The organism is Pseudomonadales bacterium, assembly GCA_041395945.1.
Classification (GTDB): Bacteria; Pseudomonadota; Gammaproteobacteria; order Pseudomonadales; family Azotimanducaceae; genus SZUA-309.
The window spans coordinates 3,528,749-3,548,790 of the sequence record JAWKZN010000001.1 but is presented as its reverse complement, the minus strand read 5'-3'; the positions used below and the strand labels follow the sequence as shown (position 1 = coordinate 3,548,790).

Genomic DNA, 20,042 nt, shown 5'->3' with positions numbered 1-20,042 from the left:
ACCAATAATAATGCCGCTCGCCACTCTAGCACCGATTCTGTCATCATGCATACAGGTAGACACACAGGGGGTAGTCGCTCATGAAGTTCGATCTGATGGCCGGAAATATGTCGTGGCGCCGCACCGCCGAACTCGCCACAGGGCTCGAGAAGGCGGGCTTCTCCGGCATGTTGTTCACCGAGGCAGGCCAGGTGCCGTGGATGATGATCACCGCTGCGGCTCTGGCGGCGCCCCGGCTCGACTTTTCCACCGGCATCGCGGTCGCATTTCCGCGCAGTCCGATGATCTCGGCCCAGGTGGCCTGGGAACTCGCGAGGAACACCGAGGGCCGCTTCCGCCTCGGTCTGGGCAGTCAGGTGAAGGCTCACGTGACCCGCCGCTACGGTGCCGTCTTCGACAAGCCGGCGCCGCAGATGCGCGACTATCTGGCCGCGGTCCGAGCATGTCTGCGTGCGTTCCGGGGCGAAGAGCGGCTCGACTACGAGGGTCCGTACTACCAGCTCAGCTATCTGCCGGCCCAGTGGGCGCCGCCGCGCCACGATCACGAGGACGTCAAGGTGGACATTGCGGCCGTGGGCCCGCTCATGTGCCGGGTGGCGGGCGAGCTCGCGGACGGCGTGCACGTGCACCCCATGCACTCGATGCACTACATACGTCAACGCCTCCTGCCGGCGCTGCGGGAAGGCGCGGAGCGCGCTGGGCGCTCGATCGACGCGGTCGATCTGATGATTCCGGTTTTCGCGGTCCCCGGCGACATCGCCGAGGAGCGCGAGCCGTTGCTCGGGCGCGCACGGATGCAACTCGCGTTCTACGGTTCGACGCCGAACTATGCGTTCCAGTTCGACGATCTCGGTTTCACCGGCACCACGGCGAAGCTGCGCGAGCGGATGCAAGCCGGCGATCTTCAGGGCGCCCAGGCGGTCATCACCGACGAGATCCTCGAGCACTTCGCGGTCATCGCACGCTGGGACGATCTGGCCGACGCCCTGTGCGAACGCTATGCCGGCGCGGCGTCGCGGCTGGTGATGTATCTGGCGGGCGAATCGATCGCCCGGAATCCCTCCGATCTGGCGCGCTGGGGGGAGGTGGCTCGCGCGGTGACGGGGCCGGCGTCATGAGCAAAACGGTCGCCCTGATACCGGGTGAGGACGCCGCGCCGGAAGCGTTCCTGCCCACCGTCGAGCTGCTCGGGCGGCTGGATCTGGACATCGGCTGGGTATGGCCGCAGGTGGGCATCCCGGCGCAGGAAGCCAGCGGCGATCCGTTTCCACCCGAGGCCCGGCAGGCCATCGACGATTCGGATGCGACCCTGTTCGGCGCCACCAGCGGTCCCAGCGGTCGGGCGCTGCGCTATCTTCGCTGGGGACGAGACACTTACGCGAACGTGCGTCCGGCCCGGTGGATGCCCGGTGCGCGCAGCCCGCTGCGCGACCCGAGCGGGGTGGATCTAGTGATCGTCCGGGAGAACACGGAGGACGTCTACGTCGGCGTCGAGGGCGATCTGCGATCGCTGGACGGGGTGGGGCTGGTCAGCCGGTTGCATCGCCGTCCGGTCGCGCAGATGGGCGAGGGGCGCTTCGCGCTCAAGGTCATCACCGAGGCGCGCACCCGCAAGATCGTCGAGTTCGGTTGCACCCTCGCGCTCGAGCGCGCCGAGCAGCGTGGACGGCCGCCGAAGGTGACGACGGGCACCAAGCACAACATCTCCCCTGTGGCGGATGGATACTTCCTCGAGGTGGCTCGCGAAACCGCACGGCAGTTCCCGGAGGTCGCCTTCGAGAGCCTGCTGGCGGACGATCTCGTGCACAAGCTCGTCATGAGGCCGCAGGCGTTCGACGTGATTGTGCTGCCGAACCTCTACGGCGACCTGTTCTCCGATGCCGCCGCGGCGGTGGTGGGCGGTCTCGGCCTCGGCCCTAGCGGCTGCTACGGCGAGGATTACGGCTATTTCGAGTCCGCCCACGGCACCGCCCCGGACATCGCGGGTACGAACACCATCAACCCGACGGCCACGCTGTTGTCGGCGGCGATGATGCTCGACTATCTCGGCTGTGCGCAGGCGGCCCGGCGGTTGACGGAGGGGGTCGAGCGCGTCTATGCCGAAGGCCGGTGCTTGACGCCCGATCAGGGCGGCGCCGCCACCACGACCGAATTCTGCAACGCGGTGGCCCGCGCGATGGGTATCGGGGGTCGATGAGCGGACGACGGTTGACGGGGCTCTATCGCAGACGGATAGTATACATGGTTACGAAACCAGATAGAGCCCGGGTCCATGAGCCAGTTGAGCTTCAGTGACGAGCAGCGTCAGTTCCGCGACTTCGTGGCCAGATTCTTCCGTGAGCAGTCGCCGGTGGCACGTGCCCGGGAATTGATGCTCAGCGAAGCGGGTTACGATCCCGAACTGTGGCGGCGGCTCGGCGGCGAGCTCGGGCTCACCGGCGTTCACGTTCCCGAGGCATACGGGGGCCAGGGGTTCGGCGCGGTGGAGCTCGGCATCGTCCTCGAGGAGATGGGTCGGGTCGCGTACTGCGGACCCTACTTCGGCTCCGCGGTGCTGGCGACGTACGCACTGCTCGAGGGGGCCACGGCGGCGCAGCAGGAACGCTGGTTGCCGGAACTGGCCGCCGGAGGCGTCATCGGCTCGCTGGCCGTCGCCGAGACCGGAGGTGGCTGGGAAGCCGAGACCGTGCGGGCCAGCGCGCGGCAGTCGGCGGGAAGGTGGCGGCTGGAAGGCACCAAGAGCTACGTACTCGACGGCCGGATCGCCGACTTTTTCATCGTCGCCGCCCGGGAGTCGGGTAGTACCGGCGCCGAGGGATTGTCGCTGTTCGTCGTGCAGGCGGGCGCCGCCGGGCTCGAGGTGGAGCCTCTGCAGACCATCGATGCCACCCGCCGGTTGAGCCGCCTGCGCCTGTCGGGGGTCGATGCGGAGCTCCTGGGAGAACCGGGGGCCGCGGCGCCCGCCCTGCGCCGGGTGCTCGACCGGGCGGCGGTGGCGCTGGCCAGCGAGATGGTCGGCGGCGCTCAGGCGCTGCTCGACTCGGCGGTGAGTTACGCCAAGCTGCGCGTGCAGTTCGGCCGTCTGATCGGGTCGTTCCAGGCGATAAAGCACAGGTGCGCGGACATGTTGCTTGCGGTCGAGCTGGCCAAGTCGGCCGCCTACGGGGCCGCGGAGGTGGCGGCTCGGGAGGCATCAGCCGACGAGCTGGGCGAGGCTGCGGCGTTGGCGAAGGCCCTCGCCGCAGAGGCTTTTCTGCAGGCGGCGGTGGATACCATTCAGATCCACGGAGGCATCGGCTTCACGTGGGAGAACGATACGCATCTGTACTTCAAGCGGGCGAGGGGCTCCGAATTTCTGCTGGGCACGCCGGCGGAGTTCCGCGACCGCTTCGTCGAGTACGTGAGCGCACGGGAGGCAGCCCATGAATGAGCCGGCCGCCGAGCAGGTACGCGAAGAGGCGCGCGCCTGGCTCGCCGAACACTGGGATTCCGAGCTGCCCCTCGCGGAATGGCGTCGGCGCCTGGTGTCTTCCGGCTGGGGCTGTCCTACCTGGCCGGCGGCGTGGTTCGGCAAAGGGCTCTCCGAGGCGCTCGGGGAAGTCGTGCAGGCGGAGTTCCGCCGGGCCGGCGCCGTGGGGGTGGCGTCGTCGGGCGTGCGCATGCTCGCGGCAGCCACGCTGCTCGAGCATGGCAGCGAGGAGCAGAAGGCCAGGCTGCTGCCGCGCATCCTCACCGGGGAAGACACCTGGTGTCAGTTGTTCAGTGAGCCCGGCAGCGGCTCTGATCTGGCGGGACTCACCACCCGCGCAGAGCTCAACCGCGATACCTGGATCGTCAACGGGCAGAAGGTCTGGACGACCAGCGCGCATCACGCCCGGTACGGCATGCTGCTGGCCCGCACCGATTGGGACGTGCCGAAGCACCGTGGCCTGAGCTTCTTCGTGCTCGAGATCGAGCAGCCGGGCGTGGAGGTCCGGCCGTTGCGGCAGATGAACGGGCATGCCTCGTTCAACGAGGTGTTCATGACCGACGCTCGCGTTCCCCGCGACATGCTGGTGGGAAAACCGGGCGGTGGCTGGCAGGTGGCGCTGACGACGCTCGCCCACGAGCGGCGGCTGGCCGACGGCATGCGCACCTGGGGGCAGGCCGAACGGGGCGAAGGCCGGGTCTACCGAGAGCTGCGGGAAGAGCAGGCCCGGGTAATGGAGCCCTACAAGTGGTACCCCCAGCGGGCTGGGCGCGTCGATCTGATTCTGCCGGTCGCTCGGGCAAGCGGACGTCTCCCGGACCCGGTAGTGCGCCAGGAGATCGCCCGGGCGTTGATGCTCGAGCGGGCGGCCCAGTGGACGGCGCGGCGCGCACGTGCGGCCCGTGCGCTGGGGCAACCGCCGGGGCCGGAGGGCTCGCTCGGCAAGCTCGCCGCCAGCGTCGTGGCCCGGGCAGCGGCCCGGGCCCATGCCGCCGCCGTAGGCCCCGATGCCCTGCTAGCCGGGGAGAATGCCCCGGCCGAGGGCATGGTGGCGGAGGTGCTGCTGTCGGTACCCGCCATCTCCATCGCCGGCGGCACCGACGAAATCCAGCGCAATATCATCGCAGAACGAGTGCTCGGACTGCCGAAGGAGCCCCGAGACGACGTCGACGTGCCGTTTCGCGACGTGCGCAGGAATCCATCGAACGTCTCGAGGTGACGACCGGATGGTCCGAGTGCGAGCAGACGCTTACAGAGGTGAGAGCATGAGCCAGTTGAACTACAGCTTCGACGAATTGATGGCCGAGCACGATTACGCGACCAAGATCCGCCACAAAGACAAGACGCTGCACGGCGGCCTGCTAGCGGACGGCACGTATCGCCCGCCGAGATCGCTGAACCGCACACCGGCCATCGAGGCGTGGTGGGGCCGCTTGAAGGCAGAAGGGCGTGATGTCGAGGTCTTGGACCGCGACGCCATCAACCGCGCCAACGTGTTCTTTCCGACAGTGGGGCAGGCGAAGCTGCTCCTGAGTCACGGCTGCAAGGATGCGTTGACCCGCATACTCACGCTGATCGGTGTGATCGAGGGCTTCGGCAACGACGGCATCCGGCTGCTGCCGGAGATAGACTTCAGCGAGCACTTCGTGGAGTCCCTCGACGGCACCTGCATTGCCCACCTGCACCGCGGCCTGCTGGTTGCCCACGGCCAGGACGAAGCGGGCAGCGACGATGAATACGGTCACGACGAGATGTGGTTTGCCATCCGTGACCGGGCGCTGGAGGATCCGACAATCACCGACGACATGTTCGAAAACCTGCCTCTGGCGCCGCCGCCGGGGTATCAGGGCAAGGCCAAGGCGGCGCCAGAGGCCACCTCGGTCGGGAGTGTCACGCGCCTGTTCGAACAGCTCGATCCGATGGTCGAGCTCACCTTCCTGGCGCTGGCGCGGATCCTTCACGTGGAGTATGGCGCGTATACGACCTTCAAGTGGGCGCGGGAGGTGCTGGCGGATCCGGATGTCTCTGCCGCTCCGGAGTGGGCGCCTGCCATGGTCGACAACATCCAGGCCGATGAGGACATCCACGTGCGCTATCTCGGCTGCGCGCTGGCCGAGGCCCGGGCACGGACATTCCGCGGCACCGACAGCAGTACTCTGCCCGGAGAGGTGGTGATCGACCGGCTGGTGGAAGCAGTCTGCAACGCCATGGGCGGTGCGCGCACCGAGCGCATGAAATCGTACCGCTACCGGCACATCGTCGATGAACTGGCGGGCCACCCGCGGGGTGACGAGATTCACCGCGAGCTGGCGAAGCTGGGGCCGCTGCCGAGCCTGCCATCGGCGGCGTGAGCCGGCCGGGGCCGAGCAATCCCCACCCATAGCAGCCATTCATGAGTTTCGGAGTCTTCTACGAGCTGCAGTTGCCGAAACCCTGGAGCGACGGCGCGGAGCATCGGCTGGTCCATGAGGCGCTGGAACAGGTGCGCCTCGCCGACCGGCTGGGAATTCACCACGCGTGGGCGGTGGAGCACCACTTCCTGGAGGAGTATTCCCATTGCTCGGCGTCCGACGTGTTCCTCTCGGTGCTGGCCGCCTGCACCCGGGACATCCGCCTCGGCTTCGGCATCCGCCAGGTGATTCCCCACTACAACCATCCGGCCCGGACGGCCGAATCCGTGGCCATGCTCGACCTGATCTCGAGCGGCCGGGTGGAGTTCGGCATCGGCGAGGGGGCGACGCGGCTCGAGCTGCACGGCTTCGGAATCCCGGCGAAGGAGAAGCAGGCGCTGTCGCTCGAGTCCGCGGAGCAGATCGCCAACATGATGGTGCTGGAGCCGTACCCCGGCTACGAAGGGAAAGGCTTCTCGATGCCCTGTCGCAACGTGATCCCGAAGCCCCTGCAGAAGCCTCATCCGCCCATGTGGCTGGCCTGCACCAACCGCAAGACCATCGAGACGGCCGCCAGGAACGGGCTCCGCGCGTTGGCGTTCACCTTCGTGGATCCGGAGGAGGCGAAAACCTGGTCGGACATCTACTACGGCATCATCCGGTCGGAGGAGTGTGTGCCGATCGGCCACCGGGTCAACGCCAACATGGCGCTCGTGGCCGGGTTTTCCCTGCACCAGGACGCCGAGGAAGCGCGGCGGCGTGGTGAGGATGGCTTCGCCTTCTTTCGGTATGTCATCAACGCGCTGGTGGCCAACGACGCCCGGCCCGGGTATTCGACGCTCTGGGAGGAATACGAGACGCTCAAGGGCCGCGATCTTCCCACCATCGCGGCACCGGCGATCGGCACGCCGGAGCAAGCTCACCCGCCACATCGAAGACTTCGAGGCGGTCGGCGTCGATCAGATCATCTTCCTTCAGCAGGGTGGCAAGAACCGCCACGAGCACATCTGCGAAAGCCTCGAGCTGTTCGGCGCCGAGGTGCTGCGCCGGTCGAGGAACGCCGCGCCCGCCGCGAGGCCGACAAGGCGCAAGCGCTGGGGCCCTATCTGGAGCAGGCGCTCGCGCGCAAGCGCCGGATGGCGCCGCTGGCGGAGGAGGACGTGCCGGTGGTGCCGGCGTCGCAAGAGCGGGAGGCCTACTACCGGAAGTAGCCGGCGTGCCGGGCTCCCGCCCGCTTTTCCTCGGTTCAGCTCAGCCGGTAGAACTCGACGGCGTTGGCGCAGGTGATGCGGTGCACATCGGCCGCCGGTAGGTGCGCGAACTGCTCGCGAATGTAGCGGTCCGACTCGGGCCACACGCCGTCGCCGTGGGGATAGTCGGAGCCCCACATCAGCGTATTTACGCCCATGTCGTCGATGAGCTTGCTGCCGACGATGTCGAACTGGAATGTGGCCTTGCATTGACGCCGCCAGTAGTCGCTGGGTCTCATTTCGAGCCCGAGGTCCTGAAAGCGATCCTCCCACTCGAAATCCATGCGCTCCAGGGCGTAGGGGATCCACCCGCATCCGCTCTCGCCGAAGGCGACACGTACGTTCGGATAACGCTCGAACACGTTGGCGGCCATGAGCGCCGAGAGAATGTTGATCAGGTTCATCTGAAACCCGGATACTACGCTGAAGAACATCGCCCGCCGCCGCTCGGCGGGGATGGCGCGCATGGCGTCCGGAGACACGTTCGGGAACGTGTGGAAGTGCAGCGGCAGGTCCACCTCGTGGACGGCTTGCCATAAGGGCTCCCAGCAGGGGTGCAGCATGGGCTGCATGTCCCACGAGCAGGACAACTCGAGGCCTTTCAATCCGAGATCGGCTACCCGGTAGGCCTCTCTCACCGCCGCGTCGATGTCGCCGTACGGCAGGCAGGCCAGGCCGATGTGGCGCTCGGGATAATGGCTGCAGAACTCCACCAGCCAGTCGTTGTAGATTCGCAGCATCTCGTTGACGGCCTCGGTGTCTCCCAGCCGGCTGGCCGCGCCGAGAATGCCGTACAGCACCTCGGCATGGACCCCGTCGAGGTCCATGTCACGAACCCGCAGGTGGGGATCGGAGACCCGGCGGATGTCCTGTTCGCCGTCGCGGTAGAGACCGGTTTCGGCCATCCGGTCGACACGCGCATGCTGGCCGGGCACATAGGGCGCTCCCGTAGGCCCCACCCCGTTCTTGAGCCCGAGATTGGCGCCGCTCGGCGTCGTCCAGTAGTCACCCTTGGAACCGGACGCGACATAGGGCATGCGGCTTTTCATCGCCGGCGTCGCCTCGTCCGTGAATAGAGTCGGCGGCAGCCAGCAGAGGTCGATGTGACAGTCGGCAGAGACGCGCGAGTACTCCATGGATCCACTCCGAGGGCACAGTAGGGACTCAGACTGTAACGCAGCATACAGTCCTGGTGCCACCGGCAACCGGTGGCCGTGCCGCCGGGGGACGAATCACCCGCTGAGCCGGATGGGTGATCAGGTTTTCAGTAGGGGCATCACCTCGTGGCTGAATCGATGGAGTTGCTCGTGGCGATCGGCCGCGGGCCCGACCAGATCGAGAATCAAGTGCCGGACGCCGGCCTCCCGGTAGCGGTGGATCGTTTCGGCGACGTCCGCGGCCGGACCGAGCGCGCCATAGCGTCGAGCGGCCTTGGAAAAATCCATGGCGTAGCGGCGGCTCAGGTGCTCCGTTGCCGTCCGGTGCGAATCCTCGAAGCGCTCGTCGAGGCGCAGGAATAGCATGTGGGCCGGCGTAAAGGCGTCGAGGCTGCGGCCCGCCGCGGCGGCGGCGCGGCGGATCGTCGTCAGGGAGGCGGAGAAGCGCTGCGGATCGACGGCGTAAGAGACATAGCCGTCGCCCAGCCGGCCCGCCCGCTCGAGCGCCGCCGGGGCTCGTCCGCCGCACCAGACCGGCGGCCCGCCTGATGACGTCGGGGGCGGCAGCATGCGGACGTCGTCCAGCGGGTAGAAGCGGCCGCTTCGGGTGACTGGCTCGGCACTCCACAGCGCCTTCAGCACGTCGATACCTTCCGTCAGTCGAGCGCCCCGCTGATGCAGCGGTACGCCGCATGCGGCGTATTCGTTGGGAAACTCCCCTCCCACCCCGACACCGAGAGCGAACCGGCCCGAGAGCATGCGGTCGAGCGTGGCGGTCTGCTTGGCCACCAGGGTGGGGTGGCGCAGGGGCAGGAGGTAAACGCAGGTGCCGAGGGTGAGACGGCGCGCGAAGGCGGCGGCGAGGGCGAGCTGGGCGAGGGAGTCGAGAATCGGCACCGGAAAGGCCACGTGATCGCCCACCCAGAGGGAATCGAAGCCCAGCCGTTCCGCCTCCTCCACGGTGACCCGGGCCGACTCCGGATCCGGAAAGCCGCTCATCACCCCGAACTGCAGATCCTGATCGCTCATCGTTCGTCTTCCTCGGCGCAGAGCACGCCGCTTGTCCTCAGCCGTTCGATCTCGTCCTCGCTGAGCCCGAGCTTTTCGGTCAGCACGGCGGCATTGTCGGCGCCGCGCCGCGCGCCTGCATGTCGCGGGCCGACGTCGTGGCCGGCGAAGCGAAAGGGCGATCGCGGCAGCTTCACTGGGGTGCCCTGGAGGTTCAACTCCACGAACGCCCGGCGCTCGACGGCCCAGGGTTGCTCGGCGACCTCGGCGAGACTGCGCACCTGGCCCAGCGGCACCCGAGCCTTGTCGAGTGCGGCCTCAAACTTGGTTACCGTGGCGAATTCCGCGGCCCACGATTGCAGCAGCGCGTGGACCTCGGCGGTTTTGTCGCGGGTATCCTCGAAGCCGTGCCAACCGCGCTCCGCAAGCGCCTGCTCCCGCCCCAGTGCCCTGGCGATGGCGAACACGCCCGTCAACGGATTGCCGGGCAACTGGACCCATGCGCCATCGGCGGTGCGAAGCAGGGCCGCTTTGCCGGGGCGGAACGGGCTGATCTCGTCACCGATGCCGCCGTTGACTTCCACCGCGGTCCACTCGTTCATGGCCAGCATCGTCTCGGCCATGGACACGTCGACGTGCTGCCCCTGGCCCGTCTGCAGACGCTGCACCAGGGCAGCCAGAATCCCTGCGGTGGCCTGGGCGGAGCCGGCGAAGTCGGCATGGGAAACGGCTTCCGGCAGCGGCGGGGTGTCGCGCTCCCTGGCGTTGAGCTCGATTAGCCCCACCTCGGCGTGAATGATCGGCGCGTGGGCCCGGCGCCTGGATGCCCTGCCCTCTTGGCCGTAGCCGGAGATGGAGCAATAGATCAGCGCCGGATTGGACTGGCGGAGCAGCTCGTAGCCGAGTCCGAGGCGCGCGGCCACACCCGGCCGGTAGTTCTCGACCACGATGTCGCATTGATCGGCCAGCCGCCGCACCAGGGCTTGCCCGGTCTCCTGGGTCAGGTCGACGCACAGATGCCGCTTCCCGGCGTTCTGCTGCGCGTAGCCGACCGCCACGCCGCCGCGGTTAGGAACCCCGCGGCGCATGAGATCGCCTTTCGGCGGCTCGATCTTCAGCACCTCTGCGCCGAGATCGGCCAGAGTGCGGGTGCAGGCCGGGCCTGCCACCACGCGGGTCAGATCCAGCACCGTGATGTCTTTAAGCAGCGTCATGAGTCCGACTCCTCGGGTGCATCGGTCGTTGCAGGTCCGCCGGCGAGCACCGAAGGCGTGTGTGCGCGGTGGAAGCCTTCGAAAGCCGGCTGTGCCGGCGGGCTCTGCAGGGGAAACATGGGGTTGTTGGTGGTGAGACCGGCGCCGCCATCCACGCGCCACACCTGGCCCGTGACGAAGCGAGCGGCCGGGCTCAGCAGAAAGGCGACGGCGGCGCTGATCTCCGCCTCGGTGCCGAGGCGCCCGACAGGCGTCACCCCAGGAAACGCGTGCAGGGCCCGGAGCATCCGCTCGTCAGTGTAGGTATCGAAGCCACTCGAGGCCACGTAGCCGGGCGCTACGGCGTTGACGCGCACGCCGTCGGCGGCCCACTCCACCGCCGCTGTGGCCGTGAGGTTGTGTACGCCCGCGCGCGCTGCGCCGCTGTGGCCCATCAGCGGCATGCCGCCGGCTTCCCCGGCAGTGATGTTTACGATGACGCCGCCGTGGTGACGCATGCTCTGCCGGTACACGGCAGTGGAGACGAGATACATCGACAGCAGGTTGTTGCGGATCACCGCCTCGAAGCCGTTGGCGGACATTTCGGCGAGCAGGGCGGGGAACTGACCGCCCGCACAGTTTACCAGCCCGTGGATCGGCCCGTTCGCAGCCCAGTTCCGCACCACGCGGTCTACGACGGCGGCATCACGGACGTCACAGATGGCCGTGTCGGCCATACCGCCGTCCGCCCGGATTTCGGCTTGCACGGCCTCGAGCTTGGCCTGGGTGCGCCCGGCAACGAGCACCTGTGCGCCCAGCGCGCACAGCTCGTGGGCGATGCACCGCTCGATGCCGGAACCGCCCCCCGTCACCAGAATGCGGTGGTCGCGAAAGAGCCCCGGCGCGAAGATCGAGGTATAGGTCAATGGTCAACCACCGTCCGGCCGCAAATACTGGCCGTAGACGCGTGGGTGCACTGCGCATCCACGCATGTTCTCAGTCTCAGTAATTGCCCATCTTGTAGCTGAGCTCCAGCCCGTAGTTACGCAGCGCCGTGACACCCGCCGCGCGGCGGAAGAGTTCCGCTTCGCCTTCCCGCAGAACCTGGAGCTATCGACGCTCATTGGAACCCTCTCCTCTCCAAGGTGGTCCGAGTTGATCCTAGTAACGTAACGTATTGTACGTCTACGTACAGCACTTTATGCTAACTCGAATCGGCCAGCGCCGATGGTGATCGCGTTCAGGTCAACGTGACTCAGTCGCGCGGGACAGGAAGGACCGAACCGGGCGCATGTAAGCAAGGGAGAGTTCAGCATGAAGGCTGCCGTGTTCCGAGGCCCAAATAGGCCCATGACCATAGAAGACGTGGACCTTGACGCTCCACAGCCCAGAGAGATCCGGGTTCGCACGCACTTTGCCGGCATCTGCCACAGCGATCTGCATTTCGTGGAGGGCATTTTTCCGTTCCGGGTGCCGGCGGTGCTCGGACACGAATCCGCGGGCATCGTCGAGGAGGTGGGGGCCGACGTCGAGTACGTGAAGCCAGGCGATCATGTGATCACTTGCCTTTCGGTGTTCTGCGGACATTGCAATCACTGCCTTTCCGGCCATCCGAACCGGTGCGGAGGACGGGCCACGGCCCGCAGGTCCGGGGAAAGGCCGCGCCTGTCCATCAACGGCGAGCCGGTCGCGCAGTTCGCGCACCTGTCGTCGTACGCCGAAGAGATGCTGGTGCACGAGAACGCGGTGGTGAAAATACGCGACGACATGCCGCTCGACCGGGCCGCGCTCATCGGTTGCGGGGTGACCACGGGCGCTGGCGCAGTCTTGCGCACCGCCGCTGTCGAGGCAGGCTCTACAGTGGCCGTGATCGGCTGCGGCGGCGTGGGCCTGAGTGCGATCAACGGCGCGGCCATTGCCGGGGCGGGACGCATCATCGCCGTGGACCGGGTGCCATCGAAGCTCGAGCTAGCACGGCAGTTCGGCGCCACCGACACGGTGAACGCGAGCGACGGCGATCCGGTCGAGCAGGTCGTGGCGCTGACCGGAGGCGGCGTCGATTACTCGTTCGAGGCCATTGGCCTCAAAATAACCTGCGAACAGGCTTGGCGCATGCTGGCCATCGGAGGGACGGCCACGGTAATTGGCATGGTGCCTGCTGATCAGGCGATCGAGATCCGCGGTATGGATCTGCTGCAGGAGAAGAAGCTGCAGGGCTCCATGATGGGTTCCAACCGCTTCCGCATCGACATGCCGCGATACGTCGATTTCTACCTGTCCGGAAAGCTGATGCTCGATCCGCTCATCTCGCGACGCATTTCGCTGGAGAAGATCAACGACGGCATGGAAGCCCTCAAGACCGGGGAGGTCGCGCGGCAGGTCATCGCCTTCTGAGTCGTCACTCGCGCTGCAGGATATGGATGGCGCATACGGACCCGGCGCCCATCATGTGCACCAGCGCGTTCCTCGCGCCCGGCACCTGAAACGGGCCTTGCTCGCCGCGTAGCTGCCGAGTCGCATCCCAGACCTGAGCGAGGCCCGTGGGCCTCCCAGGATGGCCGCGAGCAGTGAGGCCGCCGTCGGTGGAGAACGGGATGCGTCCACCGATCGCCGTGTCGCCATCGTGAACGAGGCGGTCCCCTTCGCCCGGCCCGCAGATGCCGAGCAGCTCGTAGTACATCAGCTCCTCGATGGGGAAGGCGTCGTGGACATGGACGAGGCTGAGGTCTTTCGGCCCCAATCCGGCCTCCTCGTACGCGAGCTGCGCCGTGCGTTCGGTGGAGCTCGCAGGGCCAACGACGGCTCCGAGGAAGACGTGGCCCTGGGAGTAGACCTCCGACTGCAGCTGAGAGGCGACCACCTTGACCAGGGGCCGGCCGCTGGCCAGCCGCTTGGCCCACTCCCGCGTGGCGACGATGGCGCAGGCGGCGCCGGCGCCGCTGGCGCACGCCATCATCGCCGTGTGCGGGTAGGCGACCATGGGTGCTGCCAGGACCTCTTCCACGGTGATCTCGTGGTCGGCGCGGCGCTGCGCCATGGGATTATGACGGGCGTGGTTCCAGTTCTTGGCGGCGATGGCCGCAAAGGTCTCCACCGTGGTGCCCGCCTCGTGCATGCGGCGCACCGCCCACATGGCGAAGAAGCCTGCCGGCAGCAGGATGTTTTCGAACCCCGGCACCGCCTTCTTCCGCCCCGGCGGCGGCTTGCGCCGAGGCATGCCAATGCGGGCCATGTCGTCGAACCCCATGGCCATCGCCACGTCGGCCGCGCCGCCGGAGACGGCCCAGACGGCCTCGCGAAACGCCGACGAGCCGGTGGCCGAGGCATTTTCTACGTGGACCACAGGGAGGCCAGTCATGCCCAGATCCTTCGCGTAGCCGACACCTTCCATCATCCCGCCGCCGATGTAGCCGTTGTACAAGCAGCCGATGTCGCGGAACTTCAGACCCGCGTCTTCGAGGGCGCCGACGCCTGCGGTGAAGTACATGTCTCTAAGCGGCACGTAGCCTTTGGTAAAGGGGTGCATGCCGACTCCGATGACGTAGACTTCCCGGTTCACGGCGTGCTCCTTGTGCTCGACGTACTCTGGGGAACGAACTTGAAGCCGCAATATTCCGTGCCGTCTTCATCGGTCGCGACCACGTCGGCTTCCAGCCGCATCGGCATACCGACCTCGAAGTCCTCCGGCCCGCCGTCGATCCGCGTCTGCACGCGTACGCCTTCCGGCAGGTCGATCTGCCCCACCGCATACCCGCCGCCGGGGTCGAATCCATGCTGCCCATCCTGGGCATGTGAATGAACGACCAGGCGTACAGCGTGCCTTCCCGCGAGAGCTCGACGGTGTGGACGGGCTCCTCGGTAATGGGGCAACGTTTGCGGGTGGGAAAGAAAGTGACGTCTGCGGCCGGGCTGTAGGATCCGAGCAGGCGTATGCCGTCTTCCGAGAACACCAGGTAGCCGTCTTCGAGCGCGACACGGTTTGGCATCGATGGGCGGTTGTTGTTCGTATGCTTACAGAAACTAACAGGTCTGCAAATGTCAGTCACCTCATTTCAGAATCTCCCTCTCTTTCAGCCCCACAATCGTCCCCACAAGCTGACTGCCCGCGCAAGGTGGCCAGCTGTGGCCAGCTGTTGTCATTTCGTAAGCCCGCGTACATCATGGCGCTCAACGACGAGGACATGAAACGGTGAAACACGACATCCAGGTGAGCCAGGCGAAGCGCCTGTTCGAGCTGATGGATCGGCGCACGACGGATCTGGCGCCGAGCGTGATGACCCAGCCGGTGGCCGATTACGTCTGCCACGATCTGGCGGCCTGCGAGCGGGCGGTTTTGTTCCGCCGCCTAGCACTACTGATCGCCCTTGGTTGCGAACTGCCGCGCCCCGGCGACTACCTGTGCGACGACTTCTCCGGAATGCCCATCGTCGTGCGGCGCTGCGAGGATGGCTCTGTCGCGGCCTGGCGCAACGTGTGCAGCCATCGAGGCGCCCGTCTGCTTAATGGCCGGGGCTCGTCGCCAGAGCGTCTGACCTGCCCCTATCATGCGTGGACATACGCCGCGGACTCCGGAAGGCTGCTGGCCGTTCCCTTCGAGCGCGGGTTCGAGGAGATCGACACCGGGTGTCTGGGGCTGGTGCCCTTGCCCGTCCGGGAGATTCACGGCCTGATCTTCGCGGTGCCGGAACCGGGCGTCGAGCTGGACGCGGACCGCTTTCTGGAAGAGGTGGGGGACGACCTGGCGCAATTCGGCCTCGAGGGCTATCACCACTTCGAGACGCGCGTGCTGGAGCAGCCGCTCAACTGGAAGCTCGTGGTGGATACTTTCCTCGAGACCTATCACCTCGGCACGCTGCACCGGAGCACCATCGCGCCGATCCTCCACAGCAACCTCAGCACGTTCACGCCGATGGGCCGCCATTTGCGCATGATCGCCGCCCGGCGCAGCATCGAGCAGCTGCGCACGCAGCCGGAGTGCGAGTGGGATCTGGTGCGTCACAGCGCCATGGTATACGTGATCTTCCCGAACACGGTCTTCATCATGCAGGGCGATCATCTGGAGACGTGGCGGGTCTATCCGGGTGCTTCTCCGGACGCCTCGCGCATGCACGTGTCGTTGTACACGCCGGAGCCCGCCTGCAGCGAGTCTGCCGTCCGCCACTGGCGGAAGAACCTGGATCTGTTGATGGCCACCGTGCTGGAAGAGGATTTTCCGCTGGCCGCAGACATGCAGCGGGACTTTTCGGTCCGGAACGATCATCTCTTGTTCGGACGAAACGAGCCTGCCCTTCAACACTTTCACCGGATGCTGCACGACGCACTTAGGAATTCCATAGGAGAACGCGATGACAGAGGAAGAGAAGAGTAAGCTGGCGCGAGCCATCACCGAGCAGCTGCCGGCGCCGGAGGAGATCCGCGACGACTGGGGCCGCTTCATCATCGAGACGGTGCTGCCGGAGGGCGTATGGTCACGGCCGGGGCTGGCGACACGCGAGCGGAGTCTGATCACCATTGCTGCGCTGTGTGCGCTGCACCGGCCGAACGAGCTGAAGCTGCACATCGGCCGGGGTCTGCACAACGGGCTCAGCCGGGCGGAGGTCTCGGAAGTGATCATGCACATGGCCATCTATGGAGGCTTTCCGGTCGCCGTGGAAGGCATGCGTATTGCCCGCGAAGTGTTCGACGAGCATGATGACGGCTGAGCGTGTGCGGGGCGTAGGGGCCGAATCGGGTCACAGCGGCAGCAGCGCTGCCTCCTCACGATGACCGGCAACGAGCCGATCCCCCGGCGGCCACCGTGGTGCTGCTGCGTGAGGCCCCGGAAGTGCAGGTGCTGATGTTGCACCGGACCTCCGAGGTGGCGTTCGGCGGTATGTGGGTGTTTCCAGGCGGGCACATCGATCCGCCCGACTACCCGCCGAGCGGCGATCCCGAGCTGGCTGCGCGCAATGCCGCCGTTCGCGAGGCGGCGGAAGAGGCTGGCGTGGTCTGTCGCCCGCAAGGGTTCGTTTGGTTCGCGCATTGGACACCGCCGCCCATCGCGCCGCGGCGCTTCGCCACCTGGTTCTTCGCGGCGCGTGCCGATAATCAGGCGATTACGGTGGACGGCGGCGAGATACGCGATCATGCGTGGCTCTCGCCTGCAGGGGCGCTGGCACGGCATGCTGCCGGGGAGATCGATCTGGCGCCGCCGACGTGGGTGACCCTGCATCATCTGTCCGCCGAGCGCTCCGTCACGGCTCTGCTCGAGCGCTTACGGTCGTCAGGTCCGAGGTTCTATGAGACCCACGTGGGCAAGCGGGCCGACGGCGTTCCCGTCTCGATGTGGCACGGTGACGCCGGCTACAAGGCATGGGATGCCGACGTGCCGGGGCCTCGTCACCGACTCGTGATGTCGAGAGGCGACTTCCGCTTCGAGTACACGATCGAGGACCCGGGGTAGCCTCAGGCCACCGCGAAGTCCTTCAGGTCGGGTGACCTCATCACTTCCCGGAAGCGCTGCATCGACCAGGGCCACGCGGCTGGGACGCCCCGATCATCGAGATACCAGCTGCTGCAGCCGGAGACCCATACGGTCTTCCTGGTGGCTTCGACCCGTTCGGCTTCGAACCGCTCCGCCGCCTCGGGGGTGGCGGAGAATTGCCGGAATTCCCCCTCGCGCACGCGCGCCACGAGCTGGAAAAAATACGCGAGCTGAATGTCTGCGACGTCGATGAGCGAGAAATTGCCGACGGGGCCGTTGGGTCCGTTGAGCATGACCAGGTTCGGAAAGCCGGGCACGCATACCGAGAGATAGGCTGATGGACGCTCGATCCACGCCTGCTCCAGGGTGACGCCCTCGTAGCCGATCACCTCGATGGGCCGCAGGAACTGGTCGACTTTGAAGCCCGTGGCCAGCACCAGAACGTCAAGCTCGTGCAGCCGCCCGCTTGCGGTGCGCACGCCAGCGGGCTCGATTCGGTCGATGGTGTCCGTGACCAGCTCTGCGTTCGGCCGCTGAATGGCCTCGTAGTAGTTGTCGGACATGATCAGCCGCTTGCAAGCCGCCTTATAGTCCGGACGGAGCTTCTCACGCAGCACGGGGTCTTTGATGTTGTCTTCGAGGTTTGCCAGCGTCAGCGCCTCGATGGCACGGAGCGCCTCGGGATTCTCGCCCACCACGGCAGATGAGAAGCCATGCTCGAAGATTTCCATCTGTTCGGCCCGGATCCTGCGCATGGCATCCGGGTTGCGCCGGAACTCCGCTTTCTCCTCCTCGGTGTAGGCCGGGTTCGGGCGCGGCATGATCCATTGGGCTGTGCGCTGGAACTGGGTAAGCTGGCCCACCTTTCCGGTAATCGCGCCGACCACCTGAATCGCGGTCGAGCCCGTGCCGATGATGCCGACGCGCTTGCCCTCGAGCGGAACCGAGTGATCCCAGCGCGCGGTATGAAAGCAGGGGCCCGCGAACGCGTCGAGCCCGGGAATGTCCGGGTACCGGGGATGGTGCAAAACGCCGGTCGCGGCCACGACGAGATCCACCACGTCCTTACGACCGTCCTTACACTCGAGATGCCACCTGCCGTCGGCGAAGACGATCCGGCAGACCTCGGCGCCCAGCACCACCTTGTCCGTCACGCCGTACTTCTCCGCGACCGTCTCGAAATACTCGAGGATCTCGCCGCCCGGCGCGCAGGTGTGCGACCACTCCGGATTCGGCTCGAAGTCGTAGCAGTAGGAATGGGATGGCACGTCGCAGGAAATGCCCGGGTAGCAGTTCTCGCGCCAGGTGCCTCCCAGCCGGTCCGCTTTCTCGTAGATCGTGAAGTTGGTGTAGCCGGCGTCACGCAGCTTGATGGCGCTGAGAATGCCTGCCATCCCGCCGCCGATGATGGCAAAAGAGAGTTCCTGCTGCCGAGCCGTGGTCTTCGTCATGTTCGCCTCGTTTTCGTGCTCCGTGTCAGATGCTGCGCCCACCGTCGACGTCGATGCTCGTTCCCGTGATCATGTCGGCCTCGTCGGAGGCGAGAAAGGCCACGGCGGCCGCGACGTCACGCGGCTCTGCCAGCCGGCCCCGGGGAATGGTGCTCACCAGTGCCGCGCGCTGATCGGCGCTGAGCTCATCCACGCCCATGGAGCCCTTCATGAACCCGGTGGCCGCTGCCACCGGGTTCACGGCGTTGACGCGTATGTTGTGCCTTGCGAGTTCCAGCGCGAGCCTGCGACTCGAGGTCAGCACCGCGCCATGAGAATAGCCGGCATTGTTGACCAGCACGTCGAGGGCACCGAACGTGGTGCGGTCTGTTTCGATGAGCTTGGGCACATCGTCTTCCTGCGACAAATCCGCTGGCGCGCAGTCCACCGGGCGTTCGCCGCTGCCGAGTTCGGCCGCGAGCCGCTCGACGTCGATGTCCGAGAGGCAGACGCTGGTGCCCTCGGCGGCGAAACGCCGCGCGATGGCTTCTCCGAAGCCCGAGGCCGCACCGGTCACGACCACGACCTTTCCGCTGAACCGGTTCATGAGTCACTCCTTCGCAGAGGTGTCCGCCGGGACGCGCCGATAGCCATGCATTGCTCGATCCCAGCCGCTGCCCGGCCTGCCTCCTCCATCATGCGCCGGAGGATGTCCGCAACCGGCGGGGCGTCCCGGACGAGGCCCTGGACCTGCCCGATGGGCTGAACCCCGCGCTCCAGGTCGCCCTCCTCGATGGCGCGCTGGGCAGCCCCCATCCTCGCCAGCCGGAGCGTATGCTTTGGACCGCGGCGCAGAATGCGTCCCAGCAGACCCAGCCAGGGCAGACCCAGGTCGCGTGCCAGTTCCCGGGACGCGGCCAGAGCTGCCATCAGCCCGCCTCGCTCGCGTTCGAGGCGTTCGGTGCGCGGCGTGCGTAGCACCCGGTAGTCCATGCCGTCGAAACGGTCCGTGTAGAGGGTGTCTTCCGCCTACTTCTCGAGCACGCGCTGAAGGGTTGCCGGGTGCAACGGGCTCTCGGCCGCCGTGGCGAACCGCGTCCCCATGGCCACCGCGCCGGCGCCGAGTGCCAGGGCGGCGACCAGGCCGCGGCCGTCGCCGAACCCGCCGGCGGCAATGATCGGAATGGAGACGGCGTCCCGGATGGTCGGAACGAGCACCAGAGAGCCGACGGCGCTGCCGTGGCCGGCCCCCTCGTTGCCGATGACCTGCACGGCATCGCATCCGGCCCGTGCCGCCGCCCGGGCGTGGCGTGGTCACCGTCGCGATGATCCGGCCACCGTACTCGCGGGCGCGCGGAACCAGCCAGGCGCCGTTGCCGAGCGAGAACACGACCACCGGCACCCGCTCTGCCAGAGCAGCTTCCGCGTTCTCCCTGCCCGTCGGCAGCAGCAGGGGCACGCCCACCCCGAAGGGGGCATCGGTGCGTCGTCGAATCTCGCGGATGGCGTCGGCACTCAGCGTGGTCGTGGCGAGAACGCCGAGGCCGCCGGCCTCGCTCACGGCGGCCACCAGGGCAGGCGTCGAGACCCGGGTCATCTGCGCCAGCACGATCGGGTGGCGGATGCCGAGCAGACGCGTCACCGCCGTGTCGAAGACCGGACGGTGCCGTCCGCAGGCCCAC

At 67.0% G+C, this 20,042-nt stretch carries 19 protein-coding genes and 2 pseudogenes; 10 read left to right on the top strand and 11 right to left on the bottom strand.

Annotated features, from left to right (window positions below):
- Positions 1-80: 80 nt before the first annotated feature.
- The 6 genes from R3E82_16370 to R3E82_16345 all read left to right on the top strand — a co-directional run bounded on the left by R3E82_16370 (position 81) and on the right by R3E82_16345 (position 7,070).
- The gene (locus tag R3E82_16370; GenBank protein ID MEZ5552459.1) at positions 81-1,118 is read left to right on the top strand and encodes a TIGR03617 family F420-dependent LLM class oxidoreductase; all 1,038 of its coding nucleotides are present in this window, start codon (positions 81-83) and stop codon (positions 1,116-1,118) included.
- The gene (locus tag R3E82_16365; GenBank protein MEZ5552458.1) at positions 1,115-2,197 is read left to right on the top strand and encodes an isocitrate/isopropylmalate family dehydrogenase; all 1,083 of its coding nucleotides are present in this window, start codon (positions 1,115-1,117) and stop codon (positions 2,195-2,197) included. Before R3E82_16370 ends, R3E82_16365 begins: the two co-directional genes overlap by 4 nt.
- 75 nt (positions 2,198-2,272) lie before the next feature.
- Positions 2,273-3,430 carry an acyl-CoA dehydrogenase family protein gene (locus tag R3E82_16360; GenBank protein ID MEZ5552457.1) on the top strand — a complete coding sequence of 386 codons (1,158 nt, stop codon included), beginning with the start codon at positions 2,273-2,275 and terminating at the stop codon, positions 3,428-3,430.
- Positions 3,423-4,688 carry an acyl-CoA dehydrogenase family protein gene (locus tag R3E82_16355; GenBank protein MEZ5552456.1) on the top strand — a complete coding sequence of 422 codons (1,266 nt, stop codon included), beginning with the start codon at positions 3,423-3,425 and terminating at the stop codon, positions 4,686-4,688. The genes R3E82_16360 and R3E82_16355 overlap by 8 nt, the downstream gene beginning before the upstream one ends.
- Before the next feature lie 46 nt (positions 4,689-4,734).
- On the top strand, positions 4,735-5,820 hold the full coding sequence (locus R3E82_16350; GenBank protein ID MEZ5552455.1) for a hypothetical protein: 1,086 nt from the start codon (positions 4,735-4,737) through the stop codon (positions 5,818-5,820).
- 41 nt (positions 5,821-5,861) lie between these two features.
- The gene (locus R3E82_16345) at positions 5,862-7,070 is read left to right on the top strand and encodes an LLM class flavin-dependent oxidoreductase (protein ID MEZ5552454.1); all 1,209 of its coding nucleotides are present in this window, start codon (positions 5,862-5,864) and stop codon (positions 7,068-7,070) included.
- 35 nt (positions 7,071-7,105) lie between these two features.
- Here the strand turns inward: R3E82_16345 and R3E82_16340 are convergent, their stop codons facing one another.
- The 4 genes from R3E82_16340 to R3E82_16325 form a co-directional block, all read right to left on the bottom strand.
- Positions 7,106-8,245, bottom strand: a complete 1,140-nt coding sequence (locus R3E82_16340; protein MEZ5552453.1) for an amidohydrolase family protein — start codon at positions 8,243-8,245, stop codon at positions 7,106-7,108.
- A 120-nt stretch (positions 8,246-8,365) separates the two neighbouring features.
- Positions 8,366-9,295, bottom strand: a complete 930-nt coding sequence (locus R3E82_16335; GenBank protein MEZ5552452.1) for a TIGR03619 family F420-dependent LLM class oxidoreductase — start codon at positions 9,293-9,295, stop codon at positions 8,366-8,368.
- A complete protein-coding gene (locus R3E82_16330) occupies positions 9,292-10,488 on the bottom strand; it encodes a CaiB/BaiF CoA-transferase family protein (GenBank protein MEZ5552451.1) in 1,197 nt (398 codons plus the stop codon). The genes R3E82_16335 and R3E82_16330 overlap by 4 nt, the downstream gene beginning before the upstream one ends.
- On the bottom strand, positions 10,485-11,393 hold the full coding sequence (locus tag R3E82_16325) for an SDR family oxidoreductase (protein ID MEZ5552450.1): 909 nt from the start codon (positions 11,391-11,393) through the stop codon (positions 10,485-10,487). Before R3E82_16325 ends, R3E82_16330 begins: the two co-directional genes overlap by 4 nt.
- Positions 11,394-11,781: 388 nt before the next feature.
- Between R3E82_16325 and R3E82_16320 the strand changes: the two genes are divergently transcribed.
- Positions 11,782-12,861 (top strand): Zn-dependent alcohol dehydrogenase, encoded by a 1,080-nt coding sequence (locus tag R3E82_16320; GenBank protein ID MEZ5552449.1) that lies wholly within the window; start codon positions 11,782-11,784, stop codon positions 12,859-12,861.
- Between the two features lie 4 nt (positions 12,862-12,865).
- Here R3E82_16320 and R3E82_16315 read toward each other — a convergent pair whose 3' ends face one another.
- Together R3E82_16315 and R3E82_16310 are read right to left on the bottom strand one after the other, a co-directional pair.
- Positions 12,866-14,026: a thiolase family protein gene (locus R3E82_16315; GenBank protein ID MEZ5552448.1), complete on the bottom strand. Its 1,161-nt coding sequence runs from the start codon at positions 14,024-14,026 to the stop codon at positions 12,866-12,868.
- A complete protein-coding gene (locus R3E82_16310) occupies positions 14,023-14,337 on the bottom strand; it encodes an OB-fold domain-containing protein (GenBank protein ID MEZ5552447.1) in 315 nt (104 codons plus the stop codon). The genes R3E82_16315 and R3E82_16310 overlap by 4 nt, the downstream gene beginning before the upstream one ends.
- 319 nt (positions 14,338-14,656) lie before the next feature.
- Here R3E82_16310 and R3E82_16305 point away from each other — a divergent pair, with 319 nt between their 5' ends.
- From R3E82_16305 to R3E82_16295, 3 genes are all read left to right on the top strand, one after another.
- Complete coding sequence (locus R3E82_16305) at positions 14,657-15,835, top strand: SRPBCC family protein (protein ID MEZ5552446.1); 1,179 nt, start codon at positions 14,657-14,659, stop codon at positions 15,833-15,835.
- A complete protein-coding gene (locus R3E82_16300; GenBank protein MEZ5552445.1) occupies positions 15,813-16,169 on the top strand; it encodes a carboxymuconolactone decarboxylase family protein in 357 nt (118 codons plus the stop codon). The genes R3E82_16305 and R3E82_16300 overlap by 23 nt, the downstream gene beginning before the upstream one ends.
- Positions 16,170-16,264: 95 nt before the next feature.
- A complete protein-coding gene (locus R3E82_16295; GenBank protein ID MEZ5552444.1) occupies positions 16,265-16,909 on the top strand; it encodes an NUDIX domain-containing protein in 645 nt (214 codons plus the stop codon).
- Positions 16,910-16,911: 2 nt separating this feature from the next.
- Here the strand turns inward: R3E82_16295 and R3E82_16290 are convergent, their stop codons facing one another.
- The 5 genes and pseudogenes from R3E82_16290 to R3E82_16270 all read right to left on the bottom strand — a co-directional run bounded on the left by R3E82_16290 (position 16,912) and on the right by R3E82_16270 (position 20,002).
- Positions 16,912-18,381: an NAD(P)/FAD-dependent oxidoreductase gene (locus R3E82_16290; protein MEZ5552443.1), complete on the bottom strand. Its 1,470-nt coding sequence runs from the start codon at positions 18,379-18,381 to the stop codon at positions 16,912-16,914.
- A gap of 25 nt (positions 18,382-18,406) precedes the next feature.
- Positions 18,407-18,967 (bottom strand): SDR family oxidoreductase, encoded by a 561-nt coding sequence (locus R3E82_16285; protein ID MEZ5552442.1) that lies wholly within the window; start codon positions 18,965-18,967, stop codon positions 18,407-18,409.
- Positions 18,964-19,290 carry a hypothetical protein gene (locus R3E82_16280; protein MEZ5552441.1) on the bottom strand — a complete coding sequence of 109 codons (327 nt, stop codon included), beginning with the start codon at positions 19,288-19,290 and terminating at the stop codon, positions 18,964-18,966. Before R3E82_16280 ends, R3E82_16285 begins: the two co-directional genes overlap by 4 nt.
- Positions 19,291-19,389: 99 nt before the next feature.
- Positions 19,390-19,659: pseudogene (locus R3E82_16275) on the bottom strand (nitronate monooxygenase).
- 136 nt (positions 19,660-19,795) lie between these two features.
- Positions 19,796-20,002, bottom strand: a pseudogene (locus tag R3E82_16270) (nitronate monooxygenase).
- Between the last annotated feature and the right edge of the window lie 40 nt (positions 20,003-20,042).

Bases quoted from the DNA above. Each gene is read 5' to 3' on its own strand.
- R3E82_16370 (MEZ5552459.1), top strand. From the start codon at position 81: ATGAAGTTCGATCTGATGGCCGGAAATATGTCGTGGCGCCGCACCGCC.
- R3E82_16365 (MEZ5552458.1), top strand. From the start codon at position 1,115: ATGAGCAAAACGGTCGCCCTGATACCGGGTGAGGACGCCGCGCCGGAA.
- R3E82_16360 (MEZ5552457.1), top strand. From the start codon at position 2,273: ATGAGCCAGTTGAGCTTCAGTGACGAGCAGCGTCAGTTCCGCGACTTC.
- R3E82_16355 (MEZ5552456.1), top strand. From the start codon at position 3,423: ATGAATGAGCCGGCCGCCGAGCAGGTACGCGAAGAGGCGCGCGCCTGG.
- R3E82_16350 (MEZ5552455.1), top strand. From the start codon at position 4,735: ATGAGCCAGTTGAACTACAGCTTCGACGAATTGATGGCCGAGCACGAT.
- R3E82_16345 (MEZ5552454.1), top strand. From the start codon at position 5,862: ATGAGTTTCGGAGTCTTCTACGAGCTGCAGTTGCCGAAACCCTGGAGC.
- R3E82_16340 (MEZ5552453.1), bottom strand. From the start codon at position 8,245: ATGGAGTACTCGCGCGTCTCTGCCGACTGTCACATCGACCTCTGCTGG.
- R3E82_16335 (MEZ5552452.1), bottom strand. From the start codon at position 9,295: ATGAGCGATCAGGATCTGCAGTTCGGGGTGATGAGCGGCTTTCCGGAT.
- R3E82_16330 (MEZ5552451.1), bottom strand. From the start codon at position 10,488: ATGACGCTGCTTAAAGACATCACGGTGCTGGATCTGACCCGCGTGGTG.
- R3E82_16320 (MEZ5552449.1), top strand. From the start codon at position 11,782: ATGAAGGCTGCCGTGTTCCGAGGCCCAAATAGGCCCATGACCATAGAA.
- R3E82_16300 (MEZ5552445.1), top strand. From the start codon at position 15,813: ATGACAGAGGAAGAGAAGAGTAAGCTGGCGCGAGCCATCACCGAGCAG.
- R3E82_16290 (MEZ5552443.1), bottom strand. From the start codon at position 18,381: ATGACGAAGACCACGGCTCGGCAGCAGGAACTCTCTTTTGCCATCATC.
- R3E82_16285 (MEZ5552442.1), bottom strand. From the start codon at position 18,967: ATGAACCGGTTCAGCGGAAAGGTCGTGGTCGTGACCGGTGCGGCCTCG.
- R3E82_16280 (MEZ5552441.1), bottom strand. From the start codon at position 19,290: ATGGCAGCTCTGGCCGCGTCCCGGGAACTGGCACGCGACCTGGGTCTG.